The 18663-nt window shown below is 58.5% G+C and carries 16 protein-coding genes; 9 read left to right on the forward strand and 7 right to left on the reverse strand.

Annotated features, from left to right (window positions below; translation table 11 throughout):
* Positions 1-82 precede the first annotated feature (82 nt).
* The gene (locus AC2Q8J_RS11415; protein WP_486451313.1) at positions 83-694 is read left to right on the forward strand and encodes a hypothetical protein; all 612 of its coding nucleotides are present in this window, start codon (positions 83-85) and stop codon (positions 692-694) included.
* 3 nt (positions 695-697) lie between these two features.
* On the opposite strand, the gene slmA is transcribed toward AC2Q8J_RS11415, so the two are convergent.
* The 4 genes from slmA to coaBC form a co-directional block, all read right to left on the reverse strand.
* Entirely contained in the window at positions 698-1282 is a 585-nt protein-coding gene (gene slmA / locus AC2Q8J_RS11420; RefSeq protein ID WP_286695501.1) for a nucleoid occlusion factor SlmA, read from the reverse strand.
* Positions 1283-1290: 8 nt separating this feature from the next.
* On the reverse strand, positions 1291-2214 hold the full coding sequence (argB, locus tag AC2Q8J_RS11425) for an acetylglutamate kinase (RefSeq protein ID WP_204997116.1): 924 nt from the start codon (positions 2212-2214) through the stop codon (positions 1291-1293).
* 52 nt (positions 2215-2266) lie between these two features.
* The gene (locus AC2Q8J_RS11430; RefSeq protein WP_486451314.1) at positions 2267-4744 is read right to left on the reverse strand and encodes a phosphomannomutase/phosphoglucomutase; all 2478 of its coding nucleotides are present in this window, start codon (positions 4742-4744) and stop codon (positions 2267-2269) included.
* 106 nt (positions 4745-4850) lie between these two features.
* Complete coding sequence (gene coaBC / locus AC2Q8J_RS11435) at positions 4851-6068, reverse strand: bifunctional phosphopantothenoylcysteine decarboxylase/phosphopantothenate--cysteine ligase CoaBC (RefSeq protein ID WP_486451315.1); 1218 nt, start codon at positions 6066-6068, stop codon at positions 4851-4853.
* Between the two features lie 114 nt (positions 6069-6182).
* On the opposite strand from coaBC, the gene radC reads away from it, so the two are divergent.
* On the forward strand, positions 6183-6857 hold the full coding sequence (gene radC, locus AC2Q8J_RS11440) for a RadC family protein (protein ID WP_204997121.1): 675 nt from the start codon (positions 6183-6185) through the stop codon (positions 6855-6857).
* Between the two features lie 6 nt (positions 6858-6863).
* Here radC and AC2Q8J_RS11445 read toward each other — a convergent pair whose 3' ends face one another.
* Positions 6864-7979 carry an NADH:flavin oxidoreductase gene (locus AC2Q8J_RS11445; RefSeq protein WP_486451316.1) on the reverse strand — a complete coding sequence of 372 codons (1116 nt, stop codon included), beginning with the start codon at positions 7977-7979 and terminating at the stop codon, positions 6864-6866.
* Positions 7980-8316: 337 nt separating this feature from the next.
* On the opposite strand from AC2Q8J_RS11445, the gene rpmB reads away from it, so the two are divergent.
* The 6 genes from rpmB (at position 8317) to AC2Q8J_RS11475 (ending at position 16253) form a co-directional block, all read left to right on the forward strand.
* Positions 8317-8553 carry a 50S ribosomal protein L28 gene (gene rpmB / locus AC2Q8J_RS11450; RefSeq protein ID WP_022959071.1) on the forward strand — a complete coding sequence of 79 codons (237 nt, stop codon included), beginning with the start codon at positions 8317-8319 and terminating at the stop codon, positions 8551-8553.
* 11 nt (positions 8554-8564) lie between these two features.
* Positions 8565-8735, forward strand: coding sequence for a 50S ribosomal protein L33 (rpmG, locus tag AC2Q8J_RS11455; protein ID WP_022959072.1), 171 nt, complete (start codon positions 8565-8567; stop codon positions 8733-8735).
* A gap of 142 nt (positions 8736-8877) precedes the next feature.
* On the forward strand, positions 8878-11520 hold the full coding sequence (locus tag AC2Q8J_RS11460) for a PD-(D/E)XK nuclease family protein (RefSeq protein WP_486451317.1): 2643 nt from the start codon (positions 8878-8880) through the stop codon (positions 11518-11520).
* Positions 11520-14843 (forward strand): UvrD-helicase domain-containing protein, encoded by a 3324-nt coding sequence (locus AC2Q8J_RS11465; protein WP_486451318.1) that lies wholly within the window; start codon positions 11520-11522, stop codon positions 14841-14843. The genes AC2Q8J_RS11460 and AC2Q8J_RS11465 overlap by 1 nt, the downstream gene beginning before the upstream one ends.
* Complete coding sequence (locus AC2Q8J_RS11470; protein ID WP_204997128.1) at positions 14836-15444, forward strand: hypothetical protein; 609 nt, start codon at positions 14836-14838, stop codon at positions 15442-15444. Before AC2Q8J_RS11465 ends, AC2Q8J_RS11470 begins: the two co-directional genes overlap by 8 nt.
* A gap of 83 nt (positions 15445-15527) precedes the next feature.
* Complete coding sequence (locus AC2Q8J_RS11475; protein WP_486451319.1) at positions 15528-16253, forward strand: YebC/PmpR family DNA-binding transcriptional regulator; 726 nt, start codon at positions 15528-15530, stop codon at positions 16251-16253.
* Here AC2Q8J_RS11475 and AC2Q8J_RS11480 read toward each other — a convergent pair.
* Positions 16250-16675 carry an RrF2 family transcriptional regulator gene (locus AC2Q8J_RS11480; RefSeq protein WP_286695507.1) on the reverse strand — a complete coding sequence of 142 codons (426 nt, stop codon included), beginning with the start codon at positions 16673-16675 and terminating at the stop codon, positions 16250-16252. The genes AC2Q8J_RS11475 and AC2Q8J_RS11480 overlap by 4 nt on opposite strands.
* 89 nt (positions 16676-16764) lie before the next feature.
* Here AC2Q8J_RS11480 and AC2Q8J_RS11485 point away from each other — a divergent pair, with 89 nt between their 5' ends.
* Positions 16765-17121 (forward strand): group I truncated hemoglobin, encoded by a 357-nt coding sequence (locus AC2Q8J_RS11485; protein ID WP_486451320.1) that lies wholly within the window; start codon positions 16765-16767, stop codon positions 17119-17121.
* Here the strand turns inward: AC2Q8J_RS11485 and AC2Q8J_RS11490 are convergent, their stop codons facing one another.
* Positions 17122-18237, reverse strand: coding sequence for a helix-turn-helix transcriptional regulator (locus AC2Q8J_RS11490; protein ID WP_486451321.1), 1116 nt, complete (start codon positions 18235-18237; stop codon positions 17122-17124).
* Positions 18238-18663 lie beyond the last annotated feature (426 nt).

The raw sequence follows: 18663 nt of genomic DNA on the forward strand, positions 1-18663 counted from the left end.
TTCACAAAAAACAGGAGAGTGAGAGTTTATGCCTTGTTGGTCGTTACGGTTTCTCAGCCCACTATGCCTCGCGTTGGCCGTAGTGAGCGCGCCTGCCCTGGCGGCAGAGAAGCTGTTTTATCGCTATGTCGATGCCAACAATAAGGTGGTTATCCTCGATCGCTTGCCACCTGATGTCGTGCCGCGCGGCTACGATGTGATCCGCGCTGACGGCAGTGTAGTGAAGAGTGTGGCCGCGCAGCTGACCGGCGCCGAGCGGGAGGCGTGGGAGCGCGAGAAAGCGGTGGCAAAAGCGCGAGCTGAAGCCGAGGAAAAAATGCGCGCCTGGGATGAGTCCCTGTTGCTGCGTTACAGCGACACCGCCGATATTGACCACGCCAAGGCGCGCGCTCTCAACGATATACGGGTACGTATTTCGATACTGAAGAGCAATTTGTCGGCGCTGAAAGGCAAGGTTAGAAAGAATCAGTCGGAAGCGGCCGAACAGGAGCGCCGCGGTCGTCCAGTGCCAGAGGCACTGGCGAAAACGCTAAATGACTTGCGTCGCGAAGTCAGTGCTACCGAGAACGACCTTGAGCGACGCAACGCGGAATTGTTCGAGGTGGAAGAGGCCTACGAACGAGACAAGGCCCGATTCTCTCAGCTGCAGGAAAACGTAAAACGACGCCGCGCCTTTCACAGCGAAAACAACTAGCGGCTAGCGGAATACGGTCGCTCGCAGCAGCTGCCACTGGTCATCCCAGTCTGCACTCGGCAGGCGCTTGAATTCACTGCGCACAAATTGCCCGATACGCCCCTCTACGCAGGCCATCAGTAAGTTTGCTGTGGTATTCGCGGTGGCCTGGGTGCGCAGCCCCTCGCGAAGTTCGGCTTCGCGCAAGATTTGTCGCAGCTGCATTTCCAGTCGGTCGTAAAATTGTTGCACGCGGCTGCGCAAGCGCTCGTGCTCGCCCGCCAGGGCATCGCCATTGAAAATGCGAGTAATGCCGGGGTTGCGTTCGGTAAAAGCCAGCAGCAGGTGAAGGATTTTAGCGAGCTGTGCTTCTGCCTGCTCCTCTTCGCTGCAAATCAGCGCAACGCGACTGAAAATAGCCTCTTCTACAAACTCAATAAGGCCCTCAAACATCTTCGCCTTGCTGGGGAAGTGGCGGTATAGCGCCGCCTCGGAAACACCGACTTCGGCAGCCAGTTTTGCCGTGGTAATACGGCTGCCCGGCTGACTTTCCAGCATGGTTGCCAGAGACTGCAGAATTTCGTCGCGGCGAGAAGGTCGCTTAGTCATGGCCTGCCTTATTCGCCGCTGTCTGCAGCTTGCACGCTGCTGTTGGTGATGAGGGTGCCCACACCGGTGTCGGTGAAGATTTCCAGCAGGACGGCATGGGGCACGCGGCCATCGATAATATGGGCGCTGTTCACGCCGGCATTCACGGCACTGAGTGCGCAGCCGATCTTCGGTAACATGCCGCCATAAATAGTGCCGTCTTCAATCAGCGCGTCGACCTGTTCGGTACTCAGCCCGGTGAGGACTTTGCCTTCTTTGTTTTTCAGGCCCTCGATATTGGTGAGCAGCATCAGCTTCTCAGCCTTCAAGACCTCGGCAATTTTCCCTGCAACCAAGTCGGCATTGATGTTGTATGAGGCGCCGTCTGGGCCGACCCCGATGGGAGCAATCACAGGGATAAAGTCGCTGTTTACCAACATATCCAGCACGTCGGTGCTAACACTTTCCACCTCGCCAACATGGCCAATATCGATAATCTCCGGGGCCGACATTTCTGGTGTCTTGTGGCGAACCTTGAGCTTGCGGGCGCGAATTAATTGGCCGTCTTTGCCCGTTAGGCCCACGGCCTTGCCGCCGTTGTGGTTGAGCAGTGAGACAATTTCTTTATTGACGCTGCCGCCCAGCACCATTTCGACCACGTCCATGGTGTCGCTATCGGTCACGCGCATGCCTTCTACGAAGCGCGATTCGATTTGCAGCCGTTTTAGCAGGTCGCCGATCTGCGGGCCACCACCGTGAACCACCACGGGATTCATGCCAACCAGTTTCATCAGCACGATGTCTCGCGCAAAGTGCTCCTTGAGCTGGTCGTCGACCATGGCGTTGCCGCCAAACTTTACAACGATGGTTTTGCCGGTGAAGCGCTGAATATAAGGCAGTGCTTCGGTCAGAACGCGGGCGACATCGCCCGCAGCGTCGCGGCTGAGTGACATAGTGTTTCTCGTGCTGGGGGCCGATTAGTCGGCCGTATAAAAAGGGTGACTATTAAAGACCATCTGCCAGGGTCGGATCAATCTTCGCCAGGGTTTGTGCGAAGCTTTCACGAATTCCATCCAGGGCGGCTGGGCTGTCTGCTTCAAAGCGCAGGGAGATTGCCGGCCCGGTATTCGAGGCGCGCAATAAGCCCCAGCCATTGCGAAATTCGTAGCGCAGGCCGTCAATGTCGATAAGTTGGGCGTCGTCAAACTTGGCGTGATTCGCGAAGCTTTGCACCAACGAGAATTTTCGCTCGTCGTCCACGGCGATCAGTATCTCCGGGCTACTGTGCAAGCTCGGGTAGCCGGCTAGTTCGTCGTCGAGGGTGGTGCCGGCCAACGTGAGCGCTTCAAGCAGGCGCGCCGCCGCGTACATGCCATCATCAAAGCCATACCAGCGCTCTTTAAAGAAGATGTGGCCGCTGAACTCGCCGCCGAGCAGTGCATCGCTGTCGGCCATCTTGCGTTTCATATGTGAGTGGCCGCATTTCCACATGGTGGGGCGGCCGCCGTGATTCACAATAAGCTGGCTGAGCAGCCGGCTGCATTTTACGTCGAACAACACCTCGCAGCCGGGGTTGCGGCTCACCATGTCGTCGGCGAGCAGCATCAGTAATTCGTCGGCGCGGGGGCGTCGGCCACTGGCGCTTACAACCGCTACGCGATCGCCGTCGCCGTCAAAGGCGATGCCGATATCCGCCTGGTGCTCGCTAACCGCCGCGGCGAGAGCATCCAGGTGCTCCGGGATAGTGGGGTCGGGGTCGCGGTTGGGAAAGCTGCCATCGATGTTGCAGAACAGTGGCACCACCTCGCAGCCCAGTTCTTCAAACAGTGGCACAACAATGTTGGCGGTGGCGCCATTGCCGGCGTCGATAACCACTTTCAAACTCTGTGCGACCACGACATCACTGCATATTCGGTCTATGTAGCGCTGCTCAATGCTGTCGTTGCTGAGTTGGCCGTCGCCACTGGCGAAATTCTGGCTTTCAATGCGTCGCGCCAGGGACTGTATGTCGTCGCTCGTGAGGCTCTGAAAATCCAACAGCATTTTCATGCCATTGTGGTCAGCGGGGTTGTGGCTGCCGGTGATCATTACGGCGCTGCCAATATTCAGGTCGTAGCAGGCGAAGTTGAGCATGGGCGTCGCGATAATGCCTAAATCGACAACATCAACGCCACTGCCTAACAGGCCTTTGAGTAAGGCTTCGCGAATGCGTGGGCTGCTGTTGCGGCCATCGCGGCCCAGCAGCATTTTGCTGTGGCCGCGGGCCTGGGCCTCGCTGCCCAGCGCCAGGCCAATTTGCACGCAGTGCGCATCGCTCAGGTCGCGGTCGGCAATGCCGCGGATGTCATAGGCGCGAAAGCAGTTCAATGCCAAAGCCGGGCCGCTCTCTTCCGGCTCTGTATCTGCCGCTGGCTGGGGAGCGGGTGGCTCGGCGTGCGCGGCGGCGGCTTTCTTCCGCAGTGGTGCTGCTTCGGGGAGAGGCGGGGTTAGGCTGCCTTGGGGGTTAAATGGCGCCGTACCTTGGTCGCTTTCACTGGGCTTTCGCGCAGCCAGTTTGCGGGCCAGCTGCTGCTCGAGGCTGGGTGGCGGTGACTTGGCGGCAGGGGCGGGTTGCGGCGTTGGGCTGCTTTGCTGTTGATCGGCGCGAAGAAAGAAAATGCTGTGGCTACCGACGATGATGCCAAGGCAAAGCAAACCCGCAAGCCAGATAAGTGTACCGTCGACGCGCAGTGTCTCTAGCATTGCCGACTGCGGCAGCACATGCAATGTCCAGCCGGGCACGGGTAGGTTCCGGCTCACCATATACTTGCTAAATTGTTTTGAGTCAGCGGCAATGACGATGTCTTCTCGGTCTTTGTAGCGCTGCACCAACTCGCTGTGCACGCTGGTGCCTGCAATATTTCGCAGGATGCGCGCAAAAAATTGGCTATCAAAGCTAACGATAATGGCGCCGCGTGCATTCACTTGCTGCAGCATCGAGATGATCCACTGGCCGTCGTGGCGGTAGGCTTCTATGGTGAGCTTGCCGGTGTCAGTGGCTTTGCGCAGCATGTCTATTTCTATGTGGTTGCGCAGCCGATCCGTTTGGCTGCGCTCGTCGGCGATACCCTGATCGCCCAGCTGAATAAGCTTGGCATCTATTGCCGCAGGGAAGCTGCGTTGCAGGTCGCGCTCCTGCTGCTTAAGCCGCTGTTGATCTCCGCGGATCAGTGCCTCGGCGATGGCGGGACTTGCCGCCTGGGCGCTAACCCGCTTGCCGATGGAGTCGACAACATCAATAACGACTTTGCGCTGGTGTTCGGCGATATTGCTGGTAACACCAATAACGTTTTGATTCAGGCTGCGCGGCAGCTCGATGGTTTGGATCCAGTAGAACGCGCCGATTATCAGCGCGGCGCAGACAATACCGGAGGCGAGAATATCTCTGCGCGCAGGAGAAAGTGGAAATTTAATGGCCGCTTTGGCGCTACGCTTTTTTGTCATGGGCCTGGCTGATCTTCTGCAAAAGTTGGTTTAGAACTTTCATCATGGTAGTGCATTGGGCTGCTGTCTAGCGAAAGGCGGCACAAGCGGAGAATCTTTGCCCGCCTCAGCCGTTGTGATCGCGCTTTTGCTCGGCGTACCGCGCGGCGATAAGGTCGATCAATTGTTTCGCGAGTTGGCGCTTACCCATCTGCTCCAGTTTTTGTTGTCCGTTGGGGTCGATGATCGTCACGCTGTTCTCATCAGAATTAAAGCCGATACGTGTGTCCGAGACGTCATTGGCAATAATCATATCGAGGTTCTTTTTCTCGAGTTTGCCTTTAGCGTAGTGAATAACGTCTTGCGTTTCGGCAGCGAAGCCCACCGTGAAGGGCCGCTGAGCGTGGCTGGCTACAGCGCTAACGATATCTGGGTTGCGCACCAGCTCGATATGCATCGACGTGTTCTGCTTCTTTATTTTCTGCTCTTCGATGTGGGCCGGGCGGTAGTCTGCGACTGCGGCGCAGGCGATGAAAATATCGCAACTGCCCATATTTGCCATGCTCGCCTGATACATGTCGTCGGCGCTGATGACATCTACCCGTGTCACTCGCGGCGGGCAGGGCAGCTGGGTCGGGCCGCTAATTAAGGTGACGCGGGCGCCGGCGTCGGCAGCCGCCTCGGCCAGTGCGTAGCCCATTTTGCCGGAGCTGTGGTTGCTGATATAGCGAACCGGATCAATCGCTTCACGCGTGGGGCCGGCGGTAATGCTCAGGGAAATACCGTCCAGCGCGCGGCTGTTAAATAACCCGGCTGCCAGCTCTGCCAGTTGCTCGGCTTCGAGCATGCGGCCGGGGCCAATATCGCCGCAGGCCTGTTCTCCGGCTGCGGGGCCGAACAGGGCGACACCGCGTTGGCGCAGCGTGTCGGCGTTCGCCTGGGTTGCGGGGTCGCGCCACATCCCCTGGTTCATTGCCGGGGCCAGCGCGATGGGCGCGGGTGTTGCCAGGCACAGGGTGGTCAGTAAGTCGTCGCCGCGGCCGCTTGCCAGGCGCGCCATAAAGTCGGCGCTGGCCGGTGCGACGAGGATCAAGTCCGCCCAGCGCGCCAGTTCAATGTGGCCCATACCGGCTTCGGCTTCGGGGTCGAGCAGTGTCGTGTGCACCGGGTTGCCCGACAGCGCTTGAAGGGTGAGCGGGGTAATGAACTCCATTGCGGCGGCCGTCATTACCACTCGCACATCGGCGCCGTGATCTTTGAGGCGGCGCACTAGCTCGGCGCTTTTGTAGGCGGCGATGCCACCAGTGATGCCGAGAAGGATTTGTCGATTACTGAGCTGCTTCATGCCTGGGCTCGATATTGCCAATAAAGCCGCTATTATGAACTTTCAAGGCGGTTGGCACTAGGCGGAGCGTCCATAAACATCGCTTTGCTTTGCAGCATCACCAAGGAGGGTGGTATGGCAATCTGTGATTGGCCCGCGGATGAACGGCCCCGTGAAAAACTGTTGCAGCGTGGCGCCCAGGCGCTGTCCGATGCCGAGTTGCTCGCCATTTTTCTGCGAACCGGCGTACGCGGCAAGTCGGCGGTTGATCTCGCGCGGGAGTTGTTGGCGGAGCACGAGGGGCTGGCGGCACTGATGTCGGCCTCCCAGCAGCGCTTCTGCCAGTCAAAGGGGCTGGGCGACGCCAAGTACGTTCAGCTGCAAGCAGTGATTGAGATGTCCCGCCGCTATTTGGCTGAGGCCCTTCAGCGCGAGCAGGTGTTCGCCAGCGCGGCCGCGACGAAACAGTATTTGTGCGCGCAGTTACGCGGCGAGCGGCGTGAGGTTTTTGCGGTGCTATATCTGGACAACCAGCATGCGCTGATTGCCTATGAGCCGCTGTTTTTTGGCACGATTGACGGCGCCGCTGTCTACCCGCGGGAGATTGCTCGTCGCGCTCTGGAGCTAAATGCCGCGGCGATAATAGTTGCCCACAACCACCCCAGTGGGGTCGCCGAGCCCAGCGACGCCGATGTGCGAATCACGGCCCGCATCCGCGAGGCCGTGCAGCTGTTGGATATTCGTTTGTTAGATCACTGCATTGTGGCCGGCCCCGAGGTGATTTCCCTGGCGGAGCGCGGCCTTTTGTAAAGCGCTCTAGCTCAGGGCCATCATCGACTTTACATCAAAGCTTTGCAGCTCGTCTTCGCGGCCATCGCGCAACTTGGCGACCCAATTGGGGTCTTGCAGCAGTGCCCGGCCAACCGCGATCAGGTCGAACTCGCCGTCGCTCATGCGCCGCTCGAGTTCGTCCATGCGCTGGTGCTGGTCGCGCTCAGATGACATCCCTTTGGCTAGTGTGTCGAGGAAGTCGCCCTCAAGGCCAACCGAGCCGACGCTGATCGTGGGTTTGCCGGTCAGCTTCTTCGCCCAGCCGGCAAAATTCAGTGACGACCCCTCAAACTCTGGCTCCCAAAAGCGGCGCTGTGAACAGTGAAAAATATCGGCCCCGGCGTCGCTGAGCGCCTCAAGCCAGGCGGCCATTTCCTCGGGGGTGTCGGCGAGTCGGGCCTGATAGTCCTGCTGCTTCCACTGGGAAATTCGCAGGATCAGCGCAAAGTCTTCACCCACCGCTGCACGTGCCGCTTTGAGAATCTCCACCGCAAAGCGGCTGCGCTCTACCAGGGTCTTGCCGCCATATTTGTCGTCGCGCTGGTTGGTCGGCCCCCAGAAAAATTCATCAATCAGGTAGCCGTGGGCGCCGTGAAACTCGGCGGCGTCGCAGCCGATTTGCTTCGCGGCGAGGGCCGCTTGGGCAAAGGCTTCAATGGTGTCGGCAATGTCGCTGTCGGACATGACGCGGCCACGGGTTTTTCCGGGTGAGGGAATCCCTGACGGGCTTTCTAATAGCGCGTCGTCAATGCGCTCGGCGCCGCCCGCGGCCCGCATCGCGCCCACGTGCCAAAGCTGGGGGGCAAAGTGGCCACCGGCGTCGTGTACCGCTTCGACAACCTGCTGCCACGCGGCGAGCTCGGCTTCGCCGTGAAAACGGGGAACCTTGGCGTCGTTGAGCGCGCCGGGGCGGCCAATGCCGGTTCCCTCGGAGATGATCAGGCCGACGCCGCCTTCGGCGCGACGCTGGTAGTAGCCGCGCATGGCATCGGAGACAATACCGCCGGGCGAGTGCGAGCGCGTCATCGGTGCCATGGCCAGGCGATTGGGTAGCTGCAATGACTTGCAGGAGAAGGGGGTAAACAGAGCGTCGCGTGACATAACTGGGTGGCCTCCACGGGGCTGATTCTCAAAATGTGTGTGGGCGCGAATTTAGTCGCGCGCGATACAAATTTGAGCTTAACACGCAACTGGCAATGGCGATAGCGCCACATCTGCACCGCAATGCTGGTTTTTTCACCAGTTTCATTGATTAGGGGGGAGGCTTCTGGTATAAAGTCGCGCTCAATTTGGGTCTGACCGCTGCGCGGTGTCAAGCGAGCCTGATTCGGGCACTGGTTTTCCCGGTGCTGCGGCCCATATTTTTTAAAGCGAAAGTTTTGAAGCAGAATTCATCGGGCTTTTTTGCGTAAAAAGCTTAAAGAGGCGAAGGAAAATCATGTCCAGAGTATGTCAAGTTACTGGTAAGCGTCCGGTAACCGGTAACAATGTATCCCACGCAAAAAACCGCACCCGTCGTCGTTTTTTGCCAAACCTGCACAGCCACCGTTTCTGGGTTGAAGCAGAAAAACGTTTCGTAACCTTGCGCGTATCTGCCAAGGGCATGCGTATCATCGACAAAAAGGGCATCGATGCAGTTCTGGCTGATCTGCGCGCCCGTGGCGAAAAATACTAAGGAGAACCATCATGGCGAAGAAAGGCGCTAGCGATAAAATCCGTCTGGTCTCCAGCGCGGGCACTGGTCACTTCTACACGACCACTAAAAACAAGCGTAACACCCCGGACAAGTTCGAATTTAAAAAATACGACCCGGTTGTTCGCAAGCACGTGATCTACAAAGAAGCCAAAATCAAGTAAGGCCTCTTCGCGAGATTGCAAAAAGCCGCGCTGGTCGCGGCTTTTTTTATGCCTGACGTTTTTGCCTCGGGCTTTTGCGATAATACTGGCTTTGGCTACACGCAGATTAGCCACACCCAGATTAGCAACACAAGGATGCTGAATGACGCCACTACACTTTGAAGAGCTGCTCAACCTGGACGGCAAAAGTGTGGTGCTCGTGCCCAGTGATGCCAGTGCCCGCCAGTTACGCGAGCGCATTGCGGTGGCGCGGGGCGAGCACGATCAGGCCTTTTTGGAAACCATGAGCGTTGTTCCTGTTGCGCAGTGGTTGGCTGAACTGTGGGACGAGAGCCTGCCCAGTCGCCAGGTGTTGCGGCCCATTCAGCTGTTGGCAATCGCGCAGAAGATCATCGAAAGCAGCGAGTTCTTCCCAGCCAACTGTCTCAATAGCCTCGCCATTGTTCGCCAGTTTGTCGATGCTTTCCAAATTCACGCCGCCTACTGCCTTGGCAGTAACCGTGAAGACTACCTGTTTTCCGCCGAGTACCAGGCTTTTTTCCATTGGCGCAGCGCCATGCAGGAGGCGCTGGACGAGCTGGACGCGATGAGTGCGGAGCAGTTACCAGCAGCGCTGAGTGCCGCGTTACCCGAGGGGCTATTGCAGTTGCCGGCGCGTTTAATTCTCTCGCCCTTGCTGCATTTAACACCCGCCACGCACGCATTTGTCGAGCAGTGTCGCGCGCAGGGTGTGCAGTGTTTTCAGCTCGACGACACGCCGCCTGATGCAGTGCCGAGCTTGTACGGCGCGACCCAGCTTGAGCAAGAGTGCGACGCCATTGCCAATTGGTTGGTCGGGCAGCTATTGCAGCAGCCCGAGGCGAATCTGGCGGTGTTGGTCGCCGACATGAATAATTACCGCGCCCCGCTTGAGCGCGCCCTGCAACGCCGGGTATTTCCGCAGTCGCTCTATGTCGAGGGCGAGGCGCAGGAAGCGCCCTGGGCCTTTGAGGGCAGCGAGAGCCTATATGCGTATCCACTCATTCGGGCGGCTTGGGATGTGATCTCTCTGCGCCAGGGCGCACTGCCCTTGGAGCAGCTGAGTCGCGTGTTGCGCAGCCGCTTTGTGGCGGACTGGCCAGCCATGCGCCAGCCGCGCGCACAGTATGATCGTTTCTGTCGCGACCGCTTAGCGGTGCAATGTCAGCTTGGCGACATGCTGGCCTTGGCGCCGTACTTTGGCGAGGACGCCGGGGTCGATGTTTTGCAGGCCTTGCACTCACACATTAGCGCGCAGCCGTCGCGGCAGCTGCCCTCGGCCTGGGTGCGCAGTTTCGACCAAATGCTGTTGGCGGCGGGGTGGCCGAATGCTGACAGCGATGACCCCGTGGTTGCAGACTGTCGCCGCGGTTTTAGTCAGGCGATGGATGTGTTTCGCGCCTTGGATCGCCAGTTGGGGGAGGTTGCTCATAGCGATGCCCTGCACTGGCTGCAGCATATTCTGACCACCAAACGCTTCGCCGTCAGCAGGCGAAGCCCGGCCCGCATACGGGTCTTGCAGTACGAGGAGGCTCTCGGCCTGCACTTCGACGGCGCCTGGATCGCTGGGCTCGATGATGCAGCCCTGCCGCGCCGCGCTGAACCGTCACCGTTTTTACCGCTGCACCTGCAGCGCCAGGCGCAGGTTGATGGCTGTGAGCCCGGTTTGTGTTTGCAGCGCGATCGCGCCTTGCTTGCAGAGATATTGCGCAGCGCCCCGGTGTTGATGTGCAGCTATGCAGGCGAAGACCCCAGCGGCACACCCCGGGCGCCCTGTAGTTTGCTGCCAGCGATGGCCGCGGCAGAGATGGCCGATGGGGAGTTGCCGGTTCGCTGTCAGGGGCAGTTAACACTTCCGCAGTCAGATGCGGTACGCCCGGTGGCCCCGGAGCAGCGGGCGCGGTTGCGCGGCGGCAGTGGTTTGTTTAAAGAATACGCTCAGAGCCCCTTTCTGGCCTTTTTAAAATACCGTTTGCGCCTCAAGGAATTTCCCCGGCCCGCAGAGGGGCTGGATCATCGCCTGCAGGGGATTTTGGTTCACGACAGCCTGGAAAAAGTGTGGCAGCGTTTGGGGGACAAGGCCGCGCTGGACGCACTGGACTTTGCCGGGATAGAGCGGCTGGTGGCGCAGTGTGTGGACGAGGCCTTGCAGGGCTCGGAAATTAACCCGCAACGCTTTGGCGAGTCGCTGATGCAACTTGAAAAGACGCGTGTGGTGGCGCTGATTAGCCATTGGCTGGAATACAAGGAGAAAGCGCGCCTGCAGGACTTTGACGTCGTCGCCCTGGAAACAGCGATGGATACCCAGTTAATGGGAATTCCGCTAAAGCTTCGCATCGACCGCATTGATCGCATCGGCGACAAGCGCCTTGTTATCGATTACAAAACCGGCAGCATTGATGGCAAGGCGCTCAATAGTGACTCGTTGACTGAGCCGCAACTGCCTATTTATGCGCTGGCCGCGAGCGAAGATAGCCCCGTCGATGGGGTGATGCTGGCCCAGCTGCGCAGCCCTGACGATTTGAAAGTGCATATGCGCAGCAACTGGGCCAACAGTGTTATTGCCAAACAGGCCCACGGCAATGATGTCGACAGCCCCGAAAAGTGGCAGGCCGAACTTCGCGCCTGGGAAGGCGCCCTGCAAAGCATGGCGGAGGGCATTTTGGCGGGCAATATCGCCCACGATTACAGCACGCAATTGGATCGCAGCTTTAGTGCGTATCTGCTGCCGCTGCTGCGCGATAGCGCCACTTCGGAGGACGAATAATGAGCGAACTACTCAGTCCTCCCGATCAATCCCAGCGCGAGCAGGCGGTTGATCCCGCTCGTTCGGTGCTGCTCAGTGCGCCCGCAGGCTCGGGAAAAACCGGCGTGCTGCTGTTGCGTTATCTGCGCTGCCTGCTCTGTGTGGAACGCCCGGAGCAAGTGGTGGCCATCACCTTCACCAATAAAGCGGCGGGCGAGATTAAAGAGCGGGTGATGGCGGCTTTGCAGTCGGCAGAGGCAATGCCGATCAACAGTGTGTTCGACCGCGATATTCGCGACGCCGTATTGGCGGTGCGTGAGCACCAGGCCCGCTTGGGCTGGAACCTGCTGGAAAATAGCGCCCGCCTGCGTATTGCCACCTTCGACAGCTTTTGTGGCAGCCTGGTGCGGCGCTTGCCACTGCTGTCAGGCTTGGGCGCCGCCGCCCCGGTTAGCGACAGCGAGGCGCTTTACCGCGAGGCAATTCTTGAGCTATTTCGTCAACTCGACGACCCACAGTGTCCGGCGCCGCTGCGCGAGGCGCTGGAGAGTTTGCTGCGCTACGGCAGCAATCGCATCGAAACCTTGCAGCCGTTGCTGTCGGCCCTGTTGGCCAAGCGCGACCAATGGCAGGAAGATATCCTCAGCGCTGATCTCGATGTGATGGACGAGGCACTAACGGCATTGGTGAGCGAGGCGTTTGAGCGCCACTGGACGCCGCTTAAGCATTTTGGCATCGACGAGCTGTTTGCCGCCTACCGGGAGTCGTCCGGTAGCTGCGATGCACACAGTTGGGCGGCGCAGCTGCCCCAGCCGGAGGCGATTACCGTAACGGATCTGCCGGTGTTGGCGGAGGTGGGCCGCAGTATTTGCAAAGGCAGCGGTGAGCTCTATAAGCCGGGATCGGTGCAGCACGCCAAATTTAAAAAGGGCCAGCCGGGAACCGAACAGGCAAAAGACTGGTTGACGCGCGCTCAGGAAAGCGAACCGGAGGCGCTGGCGGCGCACTGGCAGGCGCTGGCAACGCTGCCACCTGCTACCTTACCCGACGGTTCCCGCGAGCTGGTGGGGCATTTTTGCGTGGCGCTGCGCTACCTGCTGGCGCAGCTGCGGCTGGTGTTTGAACAGCGCGGCGGCGTCGACTTTGGTGAAATTGCCCTGCGCGCCATTCATGCCCTTCGCACTGGAAGTGCAGGGGAGGTCAGTGACGCCATGCTGGTCGAGGATCGCATTGAGCACATCCTTGTCGATGAAATGCAGGATACCTCGGTCAGTCAAATCGAACTGCTCAAGGCGCTGTGCCAGGACTGGGCACCGGATGACGGGCGCTCGGTATTCTTCTGCGGCGACTTACAGCAATCCATCTACGCCTTTCGGGGCAGCTTAGTCAGCCTGTTTGATGACCTGCGCCAGTCCGCCGGCTTTGCGGGAAAATCCCTCGACTTGCTGCAGTTGCGCGCTAACTTCCGATCATCGCCGACCTTGGTCAACTGGGTTAACGGCTGTTTTCGCGGCTTGTTTGCCGAGCGTGACAGTGCCTATGTAGAAGCGCTGCCACAGCGGCAAAACATCGGACGACTGCAGGTTCACCCCATTGCGGTGGCTAAAGATGTCGATGCCAGCGCCAGTGCGGCCCGCCGCGAGGCAGAGGGCGTGGTGGGAATTATCCAGCGTGTGCGGCGGGAAACGCCCGAGGCGAGTATTGCGGTCCTGGTGCGCGGCCGCAGTCACTTACGGGAGATTACCCCAGCTCTCAAAGCCGCCAATATTGCCTTTTCTGGTCAGGATATCGACAGCCTGGCGCAATTACCGGCGGTAATGGATCTGCTGTCTATGCTGCGGGCGTTGTGGCACGACGCCGATGAGGTTGCCTGGTCAGGCCTGTTGCGAGCGCCCTTCGTGGGCCTGAGCTGGGACGATCTATTGTGCCTGCGCGAAACCGAAATGCCTCTGCGCGACGCCCTCTACGCCAGTGCCGAGAACACCGCGCTCAGTGACGAGGGGCGGCGCGTTTGCACACGCCTCGTCGAGGCCCTGAATTGGCTGGACTCACGGCCGGAGAGCCGCGACCTGCGCTGGGCGCTGCGCAGCCTGTGGCACCGCTTGGGCGGGCCGGCCTGCATTGCGCCGCACCAGCAAGCTGATATCGACCGTGTGCTTGCGGTGCTCGACGAGCACGCGCCCTCGGGTATTCTCGAAGACATCGCGGCCTTTGAATCGTCGCTGGCACGGTTGTTCGCCGCGCCGCCGAGCAGCCGCGTGGAGTTGATGACCATTCACAAATCCAAGGGCCTGGAGTTTGATGTGGTGATCCTGCCGGGCCTGGGCAATCGCGGCCGCAATGATGACCGGCCACTATTGGCCTGGCAGCGCCTGCAACAGCACATGCTGTTTGCCCCCAAGCCGCAGCGCAGTGGCGGTGATGAGCAGCGGCTTTACGACTACCTGTGTGGCGTGCAGAAGCAGGCGCTCAGTGAAGAGTTGGATCGCCTGCTCTATGTGGCACTCACCCGCGCGAAGGTGGAACTGCACCTGTTTGGCGTGGCGAGAATGAACAGTAAAGACGACCTCAAGCCCGATGCGGCAAGTTTTCTGGCGCGGCTATGGCCGGTGGTGTCGGCTGACTTCGAAGCCGCCGAGTTGCTGCAGGAAGGCGATGAAGCGTCGCCGCTGCGAGTGCCGCTGGCACCGAGGTTACGCGACTTTTCTGTGACACTGCAGCCGCCCTGGCAGGCGGAGGTGTACCCGGAGTCGCCGCTGCAACGGGTGCAGCGCCAGACCGAAAACGCGGTGCTTGAAGACAATATTGAAGAGCGCGCTGTTGGTATTGTGTTCCACGAATTAATGGAGCGGCTCGGGCGCCAGCAAACGAGCCGGGTGCTGATAGATGACCGCGCCAGATTGGCCGGCGCATTGCGACAGCGGCTGCGCCATCATTGCCACCCCGAGCCGGGCCTGGAAGACAGTCTGGCACGAGTGCTGCACTTACTCGACAACACACTGGCCTGTGAGCAGGGGCAGTGGATTCTGCAAAGTTACGACTGGCAGGCCAGTGAACAAACCATTCGTCGCTTGATGGCAGGACAGTGGCAAACACTCATTCTCGATCGCGCGTTTATCGACAATCGCGGCGAGCAACCGCGCTGTTGGATTATCGATTATAAAACCGCTGAGGCACGGGGCTCTCTGGAGATCTTTCTGGCGGCCCAGCGTGAGCGCTACAGCAATAAAATGCAGATATACCGAGAGGCCTTGCAGGCAACTGGGTTAGAATGTCCGATTTCGTCGGCGCTGTATTTTCCTGCTCATCAGCGCCTGCTTTGTTTGGATGGACAAGATGATTAAATTCTCTGGCTTGGGCAGCCTGGTGTTAACGGGCATTCTGGCAGCCAGTTTGTCGGCATGCAGCTCAATGGTAGACCGCCAGCAGGTGGAATTTGAGGGTGCCAGCCTTGCTGCCACGCCCGCCGTGGAGTCTCGGGGTGACGTTCGTTCCGCGCCGGCAGATGGTAGCGGCCTGACTACCGCGCAGGCGCGCAAAGCCCTGCTGGGTAAGTGGTATGGCATTGCCAATAGTAAAACCGGTATTCGCAAAGAGTGGTTAGTAGAGCGAGCCGAAGATGGCACCTATCGCACAGACTTTCGCAGCACGCACCCCGACGGTCGGGTAGAGAGCCAGGCCGAAGTGGGCTTTTGGGGCGTTTCGGGGGATGTGTACTTTCGTATTTTTCGCGGCTGGGTGATGGTTGACGGTATGAAGCTGGCCAATGCGAAGAACCCGTCGCACTACGACGCCTACCGCATTGATCACCTTAGCAGCGAATTGATGCGCTACCAACATGTGGACAACGGCCGCCGCTATATTATGAAGCGCATGCCGGAAAACTTCCGATTGCCGGTGGTGTTGGAACAGAAAAACACCGCGCCGCTGAAGTTCGAGTTTTAGCCAAACCGTCAGGCGATTGGCAGAGCGCGCTTTGGCAAGCTAAAATCGCCGACCTTAATTTAACCAACACGCGGAGCTGCGTAATGGGCAGAGCCTACCAAAACCGAAAAGAGTCTATGGCCAAGACGGCCGCCGCCAAAACCAAGGTCTACAGCAAGTATGGCCGCGAAATATACGTGGTGGCGAAGTCGGGAGGGGCAGACCCCGATGCCAACCTGGCTCTGCGCAGTTTGTTGGACCGCGCAAAGAAAGACCAAGTCCCCAGCCACGTTATCAAAAATGCCCTGGATAAAGCGCAGGGCGGTGCCGGCGAAGACTTCTCCCCTGCGCGCTACGAGGGCTTTGGCCCCGGTAACTGCATGGTGATTGTGGATTGTTTAACCGACAACCCAAACCGTACCTTTGGCGATGTGCGCCTGGCGTTTACCAAAACCAACTGCAAGATCGGTACTCAGGGCAGTGTCAGCCACATGTTTGACCACTCTGCGATCTTTGTTTTTGACGGTGACGACGAAGAGGCGGTGTTGGAGGTGCTAATGATGGCTGACGTGGACGTCAGCGATATTGAGTGCGAAGACGGCAAAATCAGTGTGTTTGCGCCGCATACGGAATTCTTTAAGACCAAACAGGCACTGCAAGAAACGTTTGAAGGCATCGATTTTGATGTCGAGGAAATTCAGTTTTTGCCCCAAACCACCGCGCCGATCAGCCAAGACGATATGCCCATGTTTGAAAAATTCATGGACATGCTCAACGAGCTGGACGATGTGCAAAATATCTACCACAGCGCCGAGCTACCGGCTGACTAATCAGCCTGTAGGCGCAGTACCTGCACCTCGCTGCTAGTAATATCGGCGAGCGTGTAGGGTGCCAGGCTTTTCAGGAAAGCGCCCACGGCGTTGCCCAGCAGTCCTTGTAAGGCGCAGTCGCCCATAATTCTGCAGGGCTGCTCTGCACAATTGATCGGCTGCAAAGTGGTTTCAAACTCTTTTACGATGTCCAGCAGCGCGATGTCCTCAGGGGCCTTAGCCAAACTCAGGCCGCCACCTTTACCCCGCACAGATTCAACCTCACCCCTGCGCACCAGTTGCATGATGACCTTCGATACATGGTTCGGGGAGATGCTGTAAAAGTCGCAAATATCCTGAATCGTAACGCGCTGCCCCGGCGGCTGCCCCGCCAAAAATATCAGGCTGCGAAAGGCGTAGTCCGTATGTTTACTTAATTTCATCTATCAGCCCTTTACCTGACACTGGAGTCGTGGCTATTATAGCGTCTCAAAACATGCATTTACTATGCATCTTTAATCGGAGAGAGATAATGACAACATTATATGAGCGTATAGGTGGCGAAGCAGCGGTAGACAAGGCCGTGGATATTTTTTACGAAAAGGTGCTGGCAGATGAGCGCATCAATAGCTTCTTTGAAAATATTGATATGTTCGCCCAGGCCCGCAAACAGAAAGCCTTCTTAACCATGGTGTTTGGTGGCCCCAATGATTACACCGGTGAGGACATGCGCAACGCACACGCCGGTATGGGCTTGAACGATGAGCACTTCAACGCCGTTGTTGAAGACTTGGCCGCCACGCTGTCAGAGCTGGGCGTGGGCGAGGGTGATATTCAGGAAGTGGCCAATATTGCGGAAAGTGTGCGCGACGACGTACTGAACCGCTAATTAAAGCCGGGCCAGGGAAGAAAACACCACGCTTAGCAGTTCCGACTGTTTGCCCACGCCCAGCTTTTGGTAGCTGGATTTAATGTGGCTGCGCACGGTGCTTTCTTTCACCCCCAGTTGTTGGGCAATGGCTGCCGCTGAGCAGCCGTCTGCCAGGCCCTGAATAACGCTGGCCTCGCTAGCGGTAAGGCCGAATAGCTTGCGCAAGCCCTGGTGGCTCAATTGACTGCGCAAGGTGTTGGGTTTGAGCTGCAGCAGTGCGCCAAGCTCCTGGTAACCGGGCCGTATCGACGGAATCAGCCAGGGTTCCACACTCATTTGATAGCCATTGTCGCTGTCGCCAATTCGGGCAAAGCGGCGCGCTTGGCGTTGTTTATTGTCGGTGAATGCCATCAAGTCATTGAAAAGTTGCGCGGCGTGACGATCCAGCTGTGGGTGGTTGAAACGCAGTTGACGACCGCGATGCAGGGCAATGCCACGTTTCAGTAGCGCTTCTGCCATGCTGTTGTGAGACAGCAGTTCGCCCCTTGGGCTGAGCAAGAAGGCCGCGCTATCGACAATTCGTCCTACCGCCTCCAGGCCCATGCGGGTAATTTCGCCATCGATATTGCGCTTGTGAATGGCCAGCGCGTTCTGAATATGGGGGACAAAGGCATCCAGAGAGGTCAGCTCGTCGCGACTAAAGGGCTGGTGACTGTGGCTGCGTTGCAGGGTAACGCGAAACGCCCGCCCCTGACTTGGGTCTTCTATATAAGCGCCGCAAGCATGGCGAACATCGGCGGGGCGTGCATAGTCGGCGTAGAACTCAGAGGCTAGCAAGGCTTTGTCCGACAGTTCCTGACTGCCGTGAAATTTTTTCGGCGGGCGTTTAATCAGCTCGGCCGACCAGACATCCCGCTTGAGGTAGTAGTCGATATAGCTTTGCATATCGCTTTCATCGATATGCCGGTTCAGCACGACGTCGCCGTTTTTATCCTGCGTGTTTTCCAGCATTAAGGTGGTAGAGCGGGTGGGAATGTCGGATTCCAGCAAGGAGAAAAAGGCTAGCCACCCGTCTGCCTGATCCGCGTGGCGATAGAGCTCTCCAATGAGCTGCGACAGTCTGTCGTTGTCCATGTATGTTTCATTACGCCGGTGCATCCCTGGCAGTGAACAGCGATTCCTTTCGCCGTCCCCAATTTTGGGGAGGTAGAGCCTCGACTATATAGTTAGTCTTGGCGCTGGGCAAACCCGTCCCGCCACATTCACTGCTTGTTAGGTCGGCAGTGAGTGTCTGCGGCGAGAAGTGTGTCGCTTGCGAATGTCACAGGGACTTCGCCGTGGAGCCGGGCCGACCAGGACGTTCGCCCACGGGAAGGGATGCCCACTTACGCTACTGATTTTGTGATGAGAGCGTCTACCCGGCGTTGAATGTCGAGAGGACAGTCGCGCCGCGAGACGACAATAATTGATGTACACAACGTTCAGGGTGTGTGTCCTGATGGATTTGCCCGCCACCTGCGAGAAGGTTGCGTACTACGCAGCGGAGCAATGAATACCCTG

It is taken from the genome of Spongiibacter sp. C9W (genome assembly GCF_057370015.1).